General features: G+C 67.0%; 27 protein-coding genes. 24 read left to right on the forward strand and 3 right to left on the reverse strand.

The features are described from left to right. Genes ACZ5C2_RS14435 through ACZ5C2_RS14445 form a run of 3 tightly spaced genes read left to right on the forward strand, consistent with a single transcriptional unit; the run spans window position 1 to window position 1,809 of the window. Complete coding sequence (locus ACZ5C2_RS14435; RefSeq protein ID WP_468790185.1) at window positions 1-546, forward strand: hypothetical protein; 546 nt, start codon at window positions 1-3, stop codon at window positions 544-546. A gap of 7 nt (window positions 547-553) precedes the next feature. Continuing rightward, entirely contained in the window at window positions 554-1,186 is a 633-nt protein-coding gene (locus ACZ5C2_RS14440) for a hypothetical protein (protein ID WP_451770101.1), read from the forward strand. Window positions 1,187-1,242: 56 nt separating this feature from the next. Then, window positions 1,243-1,809, forward strand: a complete 567-nt coding sequence (locus ACZ5C2_RS14445; RefSeq protein ID WP_386614872.1) for a hypothetical protein — start codon at window positions 1,243-1,245, stop codon at window positions 1,807-1,809. A gap of 289 nt (window positions 1,810-2,098) precedes the next feature. Here the strand turns inward: ACZ5C2_RS14445 and ACZ5C2_RS14450 are convergent, their stop codons facing one another. After that, complete coding sequence (locus tag ACZ5C2_RS14450; protein WP_386614874.1) at window positions 2,099-2,560, reverse strand: ATP-binding protein; 462 nt, start codon at window positions 2,558-2,560, stop codon at window positions 2,099-2,101. A 143-nt stretch (window positions 2,561-2,703) separates the two neighbouring features. Between ACZ5C2_RS14450 and ACZ5C2_RS14455 the strand changes: the two genes are divergently transcribed. Together ACZ5C2_RS14455 and ACZ5C2_RS14460 are read left to right on the forward strand one after the other, a co-directional pair. After that, window positions 2,704-3,549, forward strand: a complete 846-nt coding sequence (locus ACZ5C2_RS14455; protein WP_468790188.1) for a helix-turn-helix domain-containing protein — start codon at window positions 2,704-2,706, stop codon at window positions 3,547-3,549. Next, window positions 3,546-3,734, forward strand: coding sequence for a DUF397 domain-containing protein (locus tag ACZ5C2_RS14460; protein WP_386614876.1), 189 nt, complete (start codon window positions 3,546-3,548; stop codon window positions 3,732-3,734). Before ACZ5C2_RS14455 ends, ACZ5C2_RS14460 begins: the two co-directional genes overlap by 4 nt. A 66-nt stretch (window positions 3,735-3,800) precedes the next feature. On the opposite strand, the gene ACZ5C2_RS14465 is transcribed toward ACZ5C2_RS14460, so the two are convergent. Next, window positions 3,801-3,965: a hypothetical protein gene (locus ACZ5C2_RS14465; protein ID WP_386614877.1), complete on the reverse strand. Its 165-nt coding sequence runs from the start codon at window positions 3,963-3,965 to the stop codon at window positions 3,801-3,803. Then, entirely contained in the window at window positions 3,962-5,086 is a 1,125-nt protein-coding gene (locus ACZ5C2_RS14470) for an ATP-binding protein (RefSeq protein ID WP_468790190.1), read from the reverse strand. Before ACZ5C2_RS14470 ends, ACZ5C2_RS14465 begins: the two co-directional genes overlap by 4 nt. 577 nt (window positions 5,087-5,663) lie before the next feature. Between ACZ5C2_RS14470 and rpsJ the strand changes: the two genes are divergently transcribed. The 19 genes from rpsJ (at window position 5,664) to rpsE (ending at window position 14,871) form a co-directional block, all read left to right on the forward strand. Next, window positions 5,664-5,972, forward strand: coding sequence for a 30S ribosomal protein S10 (rpsJ, locus tag ACZ5C2_RS14475; protein WP_003948644.1), 309 nt, complete (start codon window positions 5,664-5,666; stop codon window positions 5,970-5,972). Between the two features lie 16 nt (window positions 5,973-5,988). Next, window positions 5,989-6,633 carry a 50S ribosomal protein L3 gene (gene rplC, locus ACZ5C2_RS14480; RefSeq protein ID WP_030220985.1) on the forward strand — a complete coding sequence of 215 codons (645 nt, stop codon included), beginning with the start codon at window positions 5,989-5,991 and terminating at the stop codon, window positions 6,631-6,633. A gap of 8 nt (window positions 6,634-6,641) precedes the next feature. Beyond that, window positions 6,642-7,301, forward strand: a complete 660-nt coding sequence (gene rplD, locus ACZ5C2_RS14485) for a 50S ribosomal protein L4 (RefSeq protein WP_468790192.1) — start codon at window positions 6,642-6,644, stop codon at window positions 7,299-7,301. Continuing rightward, window positions 7,301-7,720: a 50S ribosomal protein L23 gene (rplW, locus tag ACZ5C2_RS14490; RefSeq protein ID WP_215208708.1), complete on the forward strand. Its 420-nt coding sequence runs from the start codon at window positions 7,301-7,303 to the stop codon at window positions 7,718-7,720. Before rplD ends, rplW begins: the two co-directional genes overlap by 1 nt. A 50-nt stretch (window positions 7,721-7,770) precedes the next feature. Next, window positions 7,771-8,607, forward strand: coding sequence for a 50S ribosomal protein L2 (gene rplB, locus ACZ5C2_RS14495; RefSeq protein WP_468790195.1), 837 nt, complete (start codon window positions 7,771-7,773; stop codon window positions 8,605-8,607). A 12-nt stretch (window positions 8,608-8,619) separates the two neighbouring features. Continuing rightward, complete coding sequence (gene rpsS, locus ACZ5C2_RS14500) at window positions 8,620-8,901, forward strand: 30S ribosomal protein S19 (protein WP_003948639.1); 282 nt, start codon at window positions 8,620-8,622, stop codon at window positions 8,899-8,901. A 44-nt stretch (window positions 8,902-8,945) separates the two neighbouring features. Further along, on the forward strand, window positions 8,946-9,293 hold the full coding sequence (gene rplV, locus ACZ5C2_RS14505) for a 50S ribosomal protein L22 (RefSeq protein WP_003974262.1): 348 nt from the start codon (window positions 8,946-8,948) through the stop codon (window positions 9,291-9,293). Further along, on the forward strand, window positions 9,293-10,120 hold the full coding sequence (gene rpsC / locus ACZ5C2_RS14510) for a 30S ribosomal protein S3 (RefSeq protein WP_030220998.1): 828 nt from the start codon (window positions 9,293-9,295) through the stop codon (window positions 10,118-10,120). The genes rplV and rpsC overlap by 1 nt, the downstream gene beginning before the upstream one ends. A gap of 5 nt (window positions 10,121-10,125) precedes the next feature. After that, window positions 10,126-10,545: a 50S ribosomal protein L16 gene (rplP, locus tag ACZ5C2_RS14515; protein ID WP_004927269.1), complete on the forward strand. Its 420-nt coding sequence runs from the start codon at window positions 10,126-10,128 to the stop codon at window positions 10,543-10,545. Beyond that, entirely contained in the window at window positions 10,545-10,769 is a 225-nt protein-coding gene (rpmC, locus tag ACZ5C2_RS14520; RefSeq protein WP_030831683.1) for a 50S ribosomal protein L29, read from the forward strand. Before rplP ends, rpmC begins: the two co-directional genes overlap by 1 nt. Next, entirely contained in the window at window positions 10,769-11,056 is a 288-nt protein-coding gene (gene rpsQ / locus ACZ5C2_RS14525; RefSeq protein WP_030221003.1) for a 30S ribosomal protein S17, read from the forward strand. Before rpmC ends, rpsQ begins: the two co-directional genes overlap by 1 nt. A gap of 138 nt (window positions 11,057-11,194) precedes the next feature. Next, window positions 11,195-11,563 (forward strand): 50S ribosomal protein L14, encoded by a 369-nt coding sequence (gene rplN / locus ACZ5C2_RS14530; protein ID WP_003992364.1) that lies wholly within the window; start codon window positions 11,195-11,197, stop codon window positions 11,561-11,563. Between the two features lie 2 nt (window positions 11,564-11,565). Further along, the gene (gene rplX / locus ACZ5C2_RS14535) at window positions 11,566-11,889 is read left to right on the forward strand and encodes a 50S ribosomal protein L24 (protein WP_192229674.1); all 324 of its coding nucleotides are present in this window, start codon (window positions 11,566-11,568) and stop codon (window positions 11,887-11,889) included. After that, window positions 11,889-12,446: a 50S ribosomal protein L5 gene (gene rplE / locus ACZ5C2_RS14540; protein ID WP_468790198.1), complete on the forward strand. Its 558-nt coding sequence runs from the start codon at window positions 11,889-11,891 to the stop codon at window positions 12,444-12,446. Before rplX ends, rplE begins: the two co-directional genes overlap by 1 nt. A 5-nt stretch (window positions 12,447-12,451) precedes the next feature. Beyond that, window positions 12,452-12,637, forward strand: a complete 186-nt coding sequence (locus ACZ5C2_RS14545; RefSeq protein ID WP_003948630.1) for a type Z 30S ribosomal protein S14 — start codon at window positions 12,452-12,454, stop codon at window positions 12,635-12,637. Window positions 12,638-12,874: 237 nt separating this feature from the next. Continuing rightward, entirely contained in the window at window positions 12,875-13,273 is a 399-nt protein-coding gene (gene rpsH, locus ACZ5C2_RS14550) for a 30S ribosomal protein S8 (protein ID WP_103546597.1), read from the forward strand. 24 nt (window positions 13,274-13,297) lie between these two features. Next, window positions 13,298-13,837, forward strand: coding sequence for a 50S ribosomal protein L6 (gene rplF, locus ACZ5C2_RS14555; protein ID WP_468790199.1), 540 nt, complete (start codon window positions 13,298-13,300; stop codon window positions 13,835-13,837). Between the two features lie 3 nt (window positions 13,838-13,840). Next, on the forward strand, window positions 13,841-14,224 hold the full coding sequence (gene rplR / locus ACZ5C2_RS14560) for a 50S ribosomal protein L18 (protein ID WP_055592173.1): 384 nt from the start codon (window positions 13,841-13,843) through the stop codon (window positions 14,222-14,224). Window positions 14,225-14,265: 41 nt separating this feature from the next. Beyond that, window positions 14,266-14,871, forward strand: coding sequence for a 30S ribosomal protein S5 (gene rpsE, locus ACZ5C2_RS14565; RefSeq protein WP_399975295.1), 606 nt, complete (start codon window positions 14,266-14,268; stop codon window positions 14,869-14,871).

A 14,871-nucleotide genomic window follows, 5' to 3' on the forward strand; every position in this document is an offset into this window, starting at 1 on the left:
ATGGAGGGCGCATATCTTGGTGAAGAATTGTCCCGGCTCAAGGCGCTGTGTCCCCCTCCAGGTGATTCCGTACCTGTCCGGACAGTGATGTGTGGAGCGGGGAACCTGACCGTTCCAGTCAGTCACAAGGCTTTGACCGACGCGTATGGAACCGGTTGCTTCGACGAGTTCTTGTGGGTCTTCGTGGACGGCGCACTCAACAGCCATCTCGACATCGCCGAGCGCACTGAGCAGCTGCGTGTCATTCTCCGGGGCAAGGCGCTGACCGAACTCAGCCGTACGCTGAACAAGTACCAAGCCGGTCCCGACGACCTCGTCCAGTGGGGGGTCACGGACAATGCCGATCTGCTGGCATGGATCACCAGGGGAGACCCCGCCGACTGGCCAACCGTGATCATCCAAGCCGGTCAGCTGGGAGCAGTCGTTTCCACGGGGAGCTCGACCGCCACGATTCTCGACCTGCTCACGGGCGTACTGCGTGTTCCGTTCTTCCCCGTCGACTTCCCTGGTGAGCGGCCTGAGTTCTCCGTGAATCCGTACGGGTGAGCCCGAGGTGCACTCGCGGTTCTTCGAGGCCGGTACCGTGGCCGCCGCGGGAACGTGGGAAGTCACGCGGGCCTCGGTGGCCGGCTGGGTGAGCCGTCATCGGGGCGAGGTGGACCGGTTTTTGGTGCTCGTGCGTGAGATCCGGCGGTTCTCCGGGCCGAGCATGGCGATCGTGGACGAACTCGGCTGGCTGCGCGAGCATCCCGTCACAGCCCCCTCACTGCTGCTGTGGGCCGTCGGCATCGAGGAGATCCCGCCACGGCTCGAGGACCTGGAACAACCGCGCGCGGTACGGCGCATGGGCCGCATGGGCGCGGATCTTCAGCTCACCCGTCTGCTGCAGGCGATGGTGACCGCCGCCGTCGTCGGCCGGAGGACCCCCGACGACTCGGCAGGGAAAATCGCGGAGGCGCTGGACGTCGCTCTGCTCTGGCGAACCGGAGCGAGCCCGCCGCGGCGGCCACGGTCTTCAGGATGTGGCGGACGGCGTGCCTGTCCGACATCCTCCGTCCTGACTCGGGCGCCACCGCCGCGGGCAGGTCGGCGTTCCGCTCGTTCGCCCACGCGCTGGAGGACCGTCTCGATCCGTGACGACGTGTTCAACGCGAACATTCTCCGAAAGACGCACGAACTGCTCTGACCGCGCACCAGTGCACCGGCGGGGTTGTCGGGACCGAGATCAGGAGAGCGACGCACATGCCGGACGACACGGTGGAAGCGAAGGCGCTGCTGGAACGGGCGGACTCTCTCATCGCCGGCCGCGGATACGTGGGACGGGAGTGTGCCGAGGGCGTCGCGACGGAGATCCCCGAGGTGCGTACCCGGGTTCTCGGCTGGTTGCGGACCGTTTCGGAAGCGAAGGACTGGCGCCGGTTCGAACGGCTTGCGGGCGTGGCGGTCCACCTGCGCCCCGACGGCCTTGCCCCGCTGCTGACTTCGGTGCTCGTCTCACGCCCCTCGGGCGTGAACACCGAGGACCTGGTCGACATGCTCGGTGAGCTGCGGGCCCCGGAGGGGGTGGAGCCGATCTCCTCACTCGTCCAGGAGAGGAAGGACACGGACGGGCCCTTCTTCTCCTTCTGCGCCAAAGGCATCCAGGCGCTGGGGGAGATCGGTGGTGCCGAAGCCGAGCGGTTCCTGCGGAGCGTCGCCGTGAGCGAGCCGGGCGCCTGGCCGAACCCTTTGCGCTGGCACGCGGCGGAGGAACTGGGCATCGAGGACGAGCTCGGATTCGACGAGGACGACATGCTCGGCGGGGCATAGGCCCCATGGGCGTGGCGCGTCAGGGCGCTGCACGAGCGGACCTGGGACGGCTCTTTCCTCACCTCGCTCTGTGGCGGCGGTACCACGGGCATGGACCTGGCCGCGCACGCCGTACGACAGCAACTGGGCACCGGCGATCTGAGCATCGTCTCCGAGCGGACCTGTACGCGGACCGGGCGAGGGCCGAGGTTCGCATCTGGACGCTGGAGGCCACGATGGGGACGTGGGCCGAGCTGCCCTGAGCCTGGCCCGTACGGCCGTCTCGTCATGCGCCGAGCCGAGTCTTCGGTCACCGGGGCGGGACGACGGGCCGGGAACCGGTGGAGCCAGTTCCCACCTCGGCCCAGACGGTCTTGAGCGGGGGCGGGCCGGGGACGACTCCCCAGCGGTCGGCCAGGGCGTCCACGAGCAGCAGTCCGCGGCCGGACTCGGATTCGTCGGCGGAGTGCTGCGGGCACGGCATCCGGTCACTGCGTGTGTCGGTGACCTCGATGCGGAGGGTGTCGCCGACGACGTACAGCAACAGCCGGAAGTCCCGGCCGGAGACGCGGCCATGGGTGACAGCGTTGGCCGACAGCTCCGCGACGACGAGTTCCGCCGGGTGCGTCGGCAGTCCCCACGTGCGCAGTTGCTCGGTGGCGAGCAGCCGGGCGAGACGGGCGCCGCGCGGTGTGGAGGACAGCTGGAGGCTGAGGTTACGGACGGGGGCGGCGGCAAGTCGGGGCGCGGGGTCACTGATTTCCTGATTCACGTCACTCAGCGTGTCGGAACATGCTTCCGTGGATGAGTGACAACGCCTGCACGTACCGTCACTGTCCCGGCTTTTGTCTCGGCTGTCTCGGCTGTCTCGGCGTTGTACGAGTACGAGTACACGTACGCGCCGGAGGAGGAGCCGTGGACGAGGGTGTCGACGAGGCGGGCTGGGACGTCGAGCCGGGCGACGAGATCGAGCCGGTGGTGCAGGCGGTGGGCCGCCTGCTCAGGGTCTGCCGGGAGTCCGCCGGGATGAGCGTGTCCGAACTGGCGGACGCCCTCAGATACGGCGAGGACATGATCCGCAAGATCGAACGCGGGGCCCGCATCCCCCGCCCGGAGTGCCTGGACAGGGCGGACCAGATCCTGAAGGCACAGGGGCATCTGAGGGCCTTCATGGAGGACATGCGCAAGGCGCGGTATCCGAAGAAGGTGCGGCAACTGGCCGAGCTGGAGGAGCGGGCCGTGGAGATGCTGCTGTACAGCAACCACAACATCCACGGGCTGTTGCAGACGGAGGAGTACGCGCGGGCGCTGCTTCGCACTTGGCGGCCCGCCTACCCGCCGGACGAGCTGGAGCGGATGGCGACCGCGCGCATGGCCCGGAAGTCCGTCTTCGAGCGCTCACCCGCGCCGGAGTTCAGCTTCGTCCTGGAAGAGGTGACCCTGCGCCGCCCGGTCGGGGGCACAATGGTGCTGCGCCGACAGCTCGAACACATGCTGGACATGGCGAAGTTGCCGTTCGTGGAGCTTCAGGTGATCCCGACTGCCCGTGCGAACCACCCGGGAACCGGAGGGCGTATCCAGGTGCTGAAGTTCGCGGACGGTACGGGTGTAGGGCGTACCGACGGTGACTTCGGAGGCCGCCCGGTCTCGGAGCCCAGGCAGCTCCGCGTCCTCGATCTGCGCTATGGCATCATCCGGGCTCAGGCGCTCACGCCAGAGGAGTCTCTGGTCTTCATCGAGCAAACCCTGGGAGAGCTATGAGCACGCCGGAACTCCGCTGGTTCAAGAGCAGCTACAGCGACAGCAGTAACGGCAACGACTGCATCGAAGTCGCCCCCACCCCCGCCACGGTCCACGTCCGGGACTCCAAGAACGCGTCCGGACCGCGACTCGCGCTCACGCCGGAGGCATGGGCGGACTTCGTGTCCTACGCGTCGCAGAGCTGAGCCCACGACGCCCGCACCCCACGCGAAGCCGGAGCCTCGCGTGGGGTGTTCCGCGTTGGCGGCGGATCAGTCGGTGTCTTCGATGATGTCGAGCGGCGGGAGGTGCTTGACGATCTCGACGGTCGCGAGGCTGACCGTCACGATGCGCCTCAGCAGGTCGACGATGTAACGCGGGTCGTCGGACCATTCGTTGGGATCGTTGACGATGCCGGACTTGGGATCGGTCTTCACCTGGTACCGGTCGATGATCCACTCGATGGCGGAGCGCGCCTCGACTTCGGCAGGTGCCGGAAGACGGTGGTGGCCACAGCGTCGAAGGTCTCGCGCTCCGCCCGTTCCCTTTCGTCGGTCGGATCGGCGGAATAGGGGTAGATGCCGTCGCGCTGCCACTCGGCGACCTGCTCACGTCGTCGTTCGTCGACACGGGCGCGGAAGTGGGTACGCAAATGCTCACGCGCTGCCGCGAGCATCTCGGTCAGGGGGCCGTCCGGTGCCCAGTCGGTGAAGGCGAGTTCCTCGGAGTCGATGTCGTCGAAACCGCTCCAGCTCAGATGAGCGGTGAACTCGAAGCCGGGAGCCTGGATCCCCGGTTTGAGGTGGGCGCGGGACATACCCTCCGCGTCGCACAGGAAGAGTGCGCGGGGGACCGGCCTGCGCCACTCGACGACTCTGAGCTTCGCGGGCTCGCTGTTCCTCCCGCTGGAGGGCGCATCGAGCAGGTAGTCACCGGCGTGCAGCTGTTCCGCCGCGGGGTCGAGATCACGGCCGTCGTACTCGATACGGACGTCCGAGTACTTCTCCAGGTAGGTGGCGAAAGCCGCGGTGAGCGAGGATCTGGCGCGCTCGTCGGCGAGCACGTCCAGTTCATCGCCGCCGAAGGCCTCGAACAGTGTGCCTGTGGCCTCGTCCGCCGGCTCGGGCTCACCGATGTCGAACTCGTCCATGGAATGCCTGTCGGCCTCGGTGACGAGCTGTCGTCTCCCCTGACGGGCATCGCTCACGCTGGTCCAGCGGACGACGGAACCCAGAGCGAAGGCGCGTACCCGACCCCGTCCGTTCTTGCCGTGCAGAGCACGGTTCCTGACCGGCGTGCCCTTCGCCCGCTTCTTCCAGGACGAGCCGATGGGCCGGAAGTACTCCTCGCACTCTTCGGCGGACATTCCATGACCGTCGTCCTGGATCCGGACACGGTCCACGCCACCGAGGTCGTTTCGTTCCAGGGTGACGACGACGCATCCGCCGTCGGCGTCGAGGGCGTTCCACAGCAGCTCTTCGACCGCACCGACCGGATCCCGCAGACGTGCCAGTTCGGCGACATGCTCACGGCTGGTTTCCAGCCTCACCCTGACCATGATCGGGACCTCCCGGTGTCCGTGATCCGTGAGAGGTCAGTCTGCCCTGCTCACGTCGCGCTGAGGAGCGCAATTCGGTGAGATCACCCGACGGGAGAATGATCCGGCACCCGGAAGATCTGCACGTTGCCCGGCGGCACGCGACAGAGCGGGCGAGCCGAGCTCCGGGCGCTCCCGCGTTTGACCTACGTCACTCGCGGGGTACTGTCTTGCGCCCGATTGGCCAGGCCCCCGGCCGGTGTGGCAAACTGTCGGAGTTGCTCGGTCGAGTGTTGATGCTGCGCGCCTCCCGCCGGGAGGGCTGGAAGCGAGTCCCACAGTACTCGTCGCCCCTGATGAGGGGCGGACGTACGGGAATCTTCCGGAAAGCGTGTGTGCGATGCCGGCCAGGCGCCCGGTGGGCCTTTCGCCCTCGGTCCACGGTTCTGGTAAGGCCGTGTCAATCCCCGCAGGGATGTTCGAACGTGGGACATCCATGTCAGCGAGAGAGCGACACGCCCGACCGCGTGGGTCGGAGGACGAGAGTGTGGAGCACCGGGCTCCAGAGCGTTGAGAGAAACAGGACTACGGAGTAGCCATGGCGGGACAGAAGATCCGCATCCGGCTCAAGGCCTACGACCACGAGGTCATCGACTCTTCGGCGAAGAAGATCGTCGAGACGGTGACTCGCACTGGTGCGTCGGTCGCGGGCCCGGTGCCGCTGCCCACTGAGAAGAACGTGTACTGCGTCATCAAGTCGCCGCACAAGTACAAGGACTCGCGCGAGCACTTCGAGATGCGCACGCACAAGCGCCTGATCGACATCCTCGACCCGACCCCCAAGACCGTTGACTCTCTGATGCGACTCGACCTCCCGGCCGGTGTCGACATCGAGATCAAGCTCTGAGGGCGGTGATCTGAAGATGACCAAGCAGATCAAGGGCATCCTGGGCGAGAAGCTCGGCATGACGCAGGTGTGGGACGAGAACAACCGTGTTGTTCCGGTCACCGTCGTCAAGGCCGGCCCGAACGTCGTCACCCAGGTCCGTACGAACGATGTCGACGGCTACGAGTCGGTCCAGATCGCCTTCGGCGAGATCGACCCGCGCAAGGTGAACAAGCCCCTCAAGGGTCACTTCGCCAAGGCCGACGTCACCCCCCGTCGTCACCTCGTCGAGATCCGCACCGCGGACGCCTCCGAGTACACGCTGGGCCAGGAAGTCACCGCCGAGGTCTTCGAGTCCGGTGTGAAGGTCGACGTCACCGGCAAGAGCAAGGGCAAGGGCTTCGCCGGTGTCATGAAGCGTCACAACTTCAAGGGCCTCGGCGCCGGTCACGGCACCCAGCGCAAGCACCGCTCCCCGGGCTCCATCGGTGGCTGTGCCACCCCGGGCCGCGTGTTCAAGGGCCTCCGCATGGCGGGTCGCATGGGCAACGAGCGGGTCACCACCCAGAACCTGACCGTCCACGCCGTTGACGCGGAGAAGGGTCTGCTGCTCATCAAGGGCGCGGTTCCCGGTCCGAACGGCGGCCTCGTCCTGGTCCGCACCGCGGCCAAGGGGGCCTGAGGTAACCGATGAGCACTGTTGACATCCTTTCGCCTGCCGGCGAGAAGACCGGAAGCGTCGAGCTCCCCGCGGAGATCTTCGGCGTGGAGAAGATCAGCATTCCGCTGATCCACCAGGTCGTCGTCGCGCAGAACGCCGCTGCCCGCCAGGGCACGCACAAGACCAAGCGTCGCGGTGAAGTCCGTGGTGGCGGCCGCAAGCCGTACCGCCAGAAGGGCACCGGCCGCGCCCGCCAGGGCTCGACCCGCGCCCCGCAGTTCGCCGGCGGTGGCGTCGTCCACGGCCCGCAGCCGCGTGACTACTCGCAGCGGACCCCGAAGAAGATGAAGGCCGCGGCCCTGCGCCACGCCCTCACCGACCGGGCCCGCCACAACCGCATTCACGTCGTCACCGGCGTGATCGAGGGTGAGACGCCCTCCACGAAGGCCGCCCGGTCGCTGTTCGGCAAGATCTCGGAGCGCAAGAACCTGCTCCTGGTCGTCGACCGCGCCGACGAGGCCGCGTGGCTGTCCGCCCGCAACCTGCCCCAGGTCCACATCCTGGAGCCGGGCCAGCTGAACACGTACGACGTTCTCGTCTCGGATGACGTGGTCTTCACCAAGGCCGCTTTCGAGTCCTTCGTCGCCGGCCCGAACAAGGCCAACGACAACGAAGGGAGCGAGGTCTGATGGCTGCCCGTCACCCCTCGATCGCCTCGAAGGCCGCCAAGGCGGCCAAGGCCCGTCGCGTCGCCAAGGCGCGCCGCCACGAGGCCGAAGGCAAGAACACCGTCGTCACCCCGGTGAGCAAGTCGTACACGGACCCCCGTGACGTGCTGCTCAAGCCGGTCGTGTCGGAGAAGAGCTACGCGCTGATCGACGAGAACAAGTACACGTTCCTCGTCGACCCCCACGCGAACAAGACCCAGATCAAGCAGGCCGTCCAGGCGGTCTTCGAGGTCAAGGTCACCGGGGTCAACACGATCAACCGCATCGGCAAGCGCAAGCGGACCCGCACCGGCTTCGGCCAGCGTGCGGCGACCAAGCGCGCGATCGTGACCCTCGCCGAGGGCGACCGTATCGACATCTTCGGCGGTCCGACCGCGTAAGCGGTCGGGATCGTCCAGATTTCGGGATCACTTCCGAGGACTGAGAGACAATGGGTATCCGCAAGTACAAGCCGACGACTCCGGGCCGTCGTGGCTCCAGCGTCGCCGACTTCGTCGAGGTCACGCGGTCCACGCCGGAGAAGTCGCTGGTCCGTCCCCTGCACAGCAAGGGCGGCCGTAACAATTCCGGTCGTGTGACCGTCCGCCACCAGGGCGGTGGCCACAAGCGCGCCTTCCGCGTGATCGACTTCCGTCGTCACGACAAGGACGGCGTGCCGGCGAAGGTCGCGCACATCGAGTACGACCCCAACCGCACCGCGCGCATCGCGCTGCTGCACTACGCCGACGGCGAGAAGCGCTACATCCTCGCCCCGCGCAACCTGCAGCAGGGCGACCGCGTCGAGAACGGTCCCGGGGCCGACATCAAGCCGGGCAACAACCTTGCCCTGCGCAACATCCCGGTCGGTACGACGCTGCACGCCATCGAGCTGCGTCCCGGCGGCGGCGCCAAGTTCGCCCGCTCCGCCGGCGCCTCGGTGCAGCTGCTCGCGAAGGAGGGCACCATGGCCCACCTCCGCATGCCCTCCGGCGAGATCCGCCTGGTCGACCAGCGCTGCCGCGCCACGGTCGGCGAGGTCGGCAACGCCGAGCAGAGCAACATCAACTGGGGCAAGGCCGGCCGTAAGCGGTGGCTGGGCGTCCGCCCGACCGTCCGTGGTGTCGTGATGAACCCGGTCGACCACCCGCACGGTGGTGGTGAGGGCCGGACCTCCGGTGGCCGTCACCCCGTGTCCCCCTGGGGCAAGAAGGAAGGCCGTACTCGTTCGCCCAAGAAGGCGTCGAACAAGTACATCGTCCGCCGCCGCAAGACGAACAAGAAGCGCTAAGGACGGGTTGAGATGCCTCGTAGCTTGAAGAAGGGACCCTTCGTCGACGACCACCTGATCAAGAAGGTGGACGTCCAGAACGAAGCCGGTACCAAGAACGTCATCAAGACCTGGTCCCGTCGCTCGATGATCGTCCCGGCGATGCTGGGCCACACGATCGCGGTGCACAACGGCAAGACCCACATCCCGGTGTTTGTCACCGAGTCGATGGTCGGCCACAAGCTCGGCGAGTTCTCGCCGACCCGCACCTTCCGGGGCCACGTCAAGGACGACCGGAAGTCGAAGCGCCGCTAGTCGGCGGGGTGCAATCGACCATGACAGACACTGAAGGGACAACCATGGAAGCCAGGGCCCAGGCGCGGTACATCCGCGTCACGCCCATGAAGGCCCGCCGCGTGGTGGACCTCATCCGTGGCATGGATGCCACGGAGGCTCAGGCGGTCCTGCGTTTCGCCCCGCAGGCCGCGAGCGTGCCGGTCGGCAAGGTGCTGGACAGCGCCATTGCCAACGCCGCGCACAACTACGACCACACCGACGCCGACAGCCTCTTCATTTCCGAGGCCTACGTCGACGAGGGCCCGACCCTGAAGCGGTTCCGGCCGCGTGCCCAGGGCCGCGCCTACCGGATCCGCAAGCGGACCAGCCACATCACCGTGGTCGTCAGCAGCAAGGAAGGAACCCGGTAATGGGCCAGAAGGTTAACCCGCATGGGTTCCGGCTCGGCATCACCACCGACTTCAAGTCGCGCTGGTACGCCGACAAGCTGTACAAGGACTACGTCAAGGAAGACGTCGCCATCCGTCGGATGATGACGTCCGGCATGGAGCGCGCCGGCATCTCGAAGGTGGAGATCGAGCGCACCCGCGACCGTGTGCGTGTGGACATCCACACCGCGCGTCCGGGCATCGTGATCGGCCGCCGCGGCGCCGAGGCCGACCGCATCCGCGGTGACCTCGAGAAGCTCACGGGCAAGCAGGTCCAGCTCAACATCCTCGAGGTCAAGAGCCCGGAGACGGACGCTCAGCTGGTGGCCCAGGCCGTCGCCGAGCAGCTGTCCTCGCGTGTCTCCTTCCGTCGTGCCATGCGCAAGAGCATGCAGGGCACGATGAAGGCGGGCGCCAAGGGCATCAAGATCCAGTGCGGTGGCCGCCTCGGCGGCGCCGAGATGTCCCGCTCGGAGTTCTACCGCGAGGGCCGTGTGCCCCTGCACACGCTCCGCGCGAACGTGGACTACGGCTTCTTCGAGGCCAAGACGACCTTCGGCCGCATCGGTGTGAAGGTCTGGATCTACAAGGGCGACGTCAAGAACATCGCCGAGGTCCGCGCCGAGAACGCTGCTGCCCGCGCCGGCAACCGCCCGGCCCGCGGCGGCGCCGACCGCCCGGCCCGTGGTGGCCGCGGTGGCGAGCGTGGCGGTCGCGGCCGCAAGCCGCAGCAGGCTCCCGCTGCCGAGGCCCCCAAGGCCGAGGCTCCGGCTGCCGCTCCGGCTGAGAGCACCGGAACGGAGGCCTGACCGACATGCTGATCCCCCGTAGGGTCAAGCACCGCAAGCAGCACCACCCGAAGCGCCGCGGTCAGGCCAAGGGCGGTACGACGGTCGCGTTCGGCGAGTACGGCATTCAGGCCCTCACGCCGGCGTACGTGACCAACCGCCAGATCGAGGCGGCCCGTATCGCGATGACCCGCCACATCAAGCGTGGCGGCAAGGTCTGGATCAACATCTACCCGGACCGCCCGCTCACGAAGAAGCCGGCCGAGACCCGCATGGGTTCCGGTAAGGGTTCGCCGGAGTGGTGGATCGCGAACGTGCACCCGGGCCGGGTCATGTTCGAGCTGTCCTACCCCAACGAGAAGATCGCCCGTGAGGCCCTCACCCGCGCAGCGCACAAGCTGCCGATGAAGTGCCGGATCGTCAAGCGCGAGGCAGGTGAAGCGTGATGTCGGCCGGTACCAAGGCGTCCGAGCTGCGCGAGCTGGGTGACGAGGAGCTTCTGGCGAAGCTCCGCGAAGCCAAGGAAGAGCTGTTCAACCTCCGCTTCCAGGCGGCGACCGGACAGCTTGAGAACCATGGCCGTCTGAAGGCGGTCCGCAAGGACATCGCGCGGATCTACACCCTGATGCGCGAGCGTGAGCTGGGCATCGAAACGGTGGAGAACGCCTGATGAGCGAGAACAACGTGACTGAGACCAACCCCGAGGTCCGGGGCGACCGTAAGACCCGCGAGGGCATCGTCGTCAGCGACAAGATGGACAAGACCGTCGTCGTCGCCGTCGAGGACCGCAAGAAGCACGCGCTGTACGGCAAGGTCATCCGCAGCACGAGCAAGCTCAAGGCCCACGACGAGCAGAACGCCGCCGGTATCGGCGACCGCGTCCTCCTGATGGAGACCCGGCCGCTGTCCGCGACGAAGCACTGGCGCATCGTCGAGATCCTCGAGAAGGCCAAGTAGGTAATTCCCGCAAGGGAGTTCCCACGAGTTCGTTCCTGCGGGGCATCCCTCGCAGGGCAGTTCCGCCAGGCTCCGGGGTCCGCTCGCCCGACAGGGTGAGCGGCCCCCGGGGAACCGGCAGACAAACAGGAGATAGACGTGATCCAGCAGGAGTCGCGACTGCGCGTCGCCGACAACACGGGGGCGAAGGAAATCCTTTGCATCCGTGTGCTCGGTGGCTCCGGTCGCCGCTACGCGGGCATCGGTGACGTCATCGTCGCCACCGTCAAGGACGCGATCCCCGGTGGCAACGTGAAGAAGGGTGACGTCATCAAGGCGGTCATCGTTCGCACCGTCAAGGAGCGCCGCCGTCCGGACGGCTCGTACATCCGCTTCGACGAGAACGCCGCCGTCATTCTGAAGAACGACGGCGACCCTCGTGGCACCCGTATCTTCGGCCCGGTCGGCCGAGAGCTGCGCGAGAAGAAGTTCATGAAGATCATCTCCCTCGCGCCGGAGGTGCTGTGAGCATGAAGATCAAGAAGGGCGACCTGGTCCAGGTCATCACCGGCAAGGACAAGGGCAAGCAGGGCAAGGTCATTGCCGCTTACCCGCGCGAGGAGCGCGTCCTGGTCGAGGGTGTCAACCGGGTCAAGAAGCACACCAAGGCCGGCCCGACCGCAGGCGGTTCGCAGGCCGGCGGCATCGTGACCACCGAGGCCCCGGTCCACGTCTCCAACGTCCAGCTGGTCGTGGAGAAGGACGGCAACAAGGTCGTCACGCGCGTCGGTTACCGCTTCGACGACGAGGGCAACAAGATCCGCGTTGCCAAGCGGACGGGTGAGGACATCTGATGACGACCACCACCACTCCGCGTCTGAAGACGAAGTACCGCGAGGAGATCGCGGGCACGCTGCGCGAGCAGTTCTCCTACGAGAACGTCATGCAGGTTCCCGGCCTCGTCAAGATCGTGGTCAACATGGGTGTGGGCGACGCCGCCCGCGACTCCAAGCTGATCGAGGGCGCCATCCGCGACCTCACCACGATCACCGGTCAGAAGCCGGCCGTCACCAAGGCCCGCAAGTCCATCGCGCAGTTCAAGCTGCGTGAGGGTCAGCCGATCGGTGCCCACGTCACGCTTCGTGGCGACCGCATGTGGGAGTTCCTGGACCGCACCCTGTCGCTCGCGCTCCCGCGCATCCGCGACTTCCGTGGTCTGTCCCCCAAGCAGTTCGACGGCCGTGGCAACTACACCTTCGGTCTCACGGAGCAGGTCATGTTCCACGAGATCGACCAGGACAAGATCGACCGCGTCCGGGGTATGGACATCACCGTGGTCACCACGGCGACCAACGACGAAGAGGGCCGTGCCCTTCTCCGTCACCTCGGCTTCCCGTTCAAGGAGGCGTGAGCGAGATGGCGAAGAAGGCTCTCATCGCGAAGGCTGCTCGCAAGCCCAAGTTCGGAGTGCGCGGCTACACCCGCTGCCAGCGCTGCGGTCGTCCGCACTCCGTGTACCGCAAGTTCGGCCTGTGCCGCGTGTGCCTTCGTGAGATGGCTCACCGTGGCGAGCTGCCGGGCGTGACCAAGAGCTCCTGGTAGTCGGTTCATTCCGGACTCCCAGGGCTCTCGGTAAGCAAGGGGAACGGCAGGAGGCCCACTCCGCATGGCTTAGGCTTGCGGGGTTGGGCGCCTGCCGTGCCCACACACACGCGGGCGACGCCCGCTCATGTTTGCTTACTACGCCGTAGGTCCACCGCGCCGCACCCGTCCCGTCTCGGATCGGGGAGAGGGATGGCGCACCAGGAAACCCCGGCGAGAGAGGCCGAAGGCCAATTCATGACCATGACTGATCCGATCGCAGACATGCTTACGCGTCTGCGGAACGCGAACTCGGCGTACCACGACACCGTGGCGATGCCGCACTCGAAGATCAAGTCGCACATCGCGGAGATCCTCCAGCAGGAGGGCTTCATCACGGGCTGGAAGGTCGAGGACGCCGAGGTCGGCAAGAACCTCGTCCTGGACCTGAAGTTCGGTCCCAACCGTGAGCGCTCCATCGCGGGCATCAAGCGGATCTCCAAGCCCGGTCTCCGGGTGTACGCGAAGTCCACCAACCTGCCGAAGGTGCTCGGCGGTCTCGGCGTGGCGATCATCTCCACGTCGCACGGGCTCCTCACTGGACAGCAGGCCGGCAAGAAGGGCGTAGGCGGAGAAGTCCTCGCCTACGTCTGGTAGCGGAAGGGAACGGAGGAAACAGCTATGTCGCGCATCGGCAAGCTCCCCATCGCGGTTCCCGCCGGCGTGGACGTCACCATCGACGGCCAGACGGTCTCGGTCAAGGGCCCCAAGGGCTCGCTGACCCACACCGTCGCGGCGCCGATCGAGATCGCCAAGGGTGAGGACGGCGTGCTGAACGTCACCCGCCCCAACGACGAGCGTCAGAACAAGGCCCTGCACGGCCTGTCCCGCACGCTGGTGGCGAACATGATCACCGGCGTGACCCAGGGTTACGTGAAGAAGCTCGAGATCAGCGGTGTCGGTTACCGCGTGCTCGCCAAGGGTTCGAACCTGGAGTTCTCCCTCGGCTACAGCCACTCGATCACGATCGAGGCGCCCGAGGGCATCACGTTCAAGGTCGAGAACCCGACGCACTTCTCGGTCGAGGGCATCGACAAGCAGAAGGTCGGCGAGGTTGCGGCCAACATCCGCAAGCTGCGCAAGCCCGACCCGTACAAGGCCAAGGGCGTCAGGTACGAGGGCGAAGTCATCCGACGCAAGGTCGGAAAGGCGGGTAAGTAAGCCATGGCATACGGGCAGAAGATCCTCAAGGGCGACGCCTACAAGCGTGCTGCTATCAAGCGTCGTCACATCCGGATCCGCAAGAACGTCTCTGGTACCGCCGAGCGTCCTCGCCTGGTCGTGACCCGCTCCAACCGCCACATCGTGGCGCAGGTGATCGACGACCTGAAGGGCCACACGCTGGCTTCGGCGTCCACGCTGGACGCATCGATCCGTGGTGGCGAGGCCGACAAGTCCTCGCAGGCCAAGCAGGTCGGTGCGCTGGTCGCGGAGCGCGCCAAGGCCGCCGGTGTCGAGGCCGTCGTGTTCGACCGCGGTGGTAACCAGTACGCGGGGCGCATCGCCGCCCTGGCGGACGCCGCCCGCGAAGCCGGACTCAAGTTCTGAGTCGGTTCCGTAGCTAGCGGAAACAGAGAGAGGTAATTCCAATGGCTGGACCCCAGCGCCGCGGTGGCGGTGCCGGTGGCGGCGAGCGGCGGGACCGGAAGGGCCGTGACGGTGGCGCATCCGCCGCCGAGAAGACCGCATACGTTGAGCGCGTCGTCGCGATCAACCGTGTCGCCAAGGTTGTGAAGGGTGGTCGTCGCTTCAGCTTCACCGCGCTGGTCGTGGTGGGCGACGGTGACGGCACCGTGGGTGTCGGATACGGCAAGGCCAAGGAGGTGCCGGCCGCCATCGCCAAGGGCGTTGAGGAGGCCAAGAAGCACTTCTTCAAGGTCCCCCGCATCCAGGGCACCATCCCGCACCCCATCCAGGGTGAGAAGGCTGCCGGCGTCGTGCTGCTCAAGCCCGCGTCCCCGGGTACCGGCGTGATCGCCGGTGGTCCGGTGCGTGCCGTGCTCGAGTGCGCCGGTATCCACGACGTGCTGTCGAAGTCGCTCGGCTCCGACAACCAGATCAACATCGTGCACGCGACCGTGGCGGCCCTCAAGGGCCTGCAGCGTCCCGAGGAGATCGCGGCCCGCCGCGGTCTGCCCCTCGAGGACGTCGCTCCCGCGGCTCTTCTCCGTGCGCGTGCCGGGGCGGGTGCGTAA

This window comes from Streptomyces sp. NPDC031365, assembly GCF_055569765.1.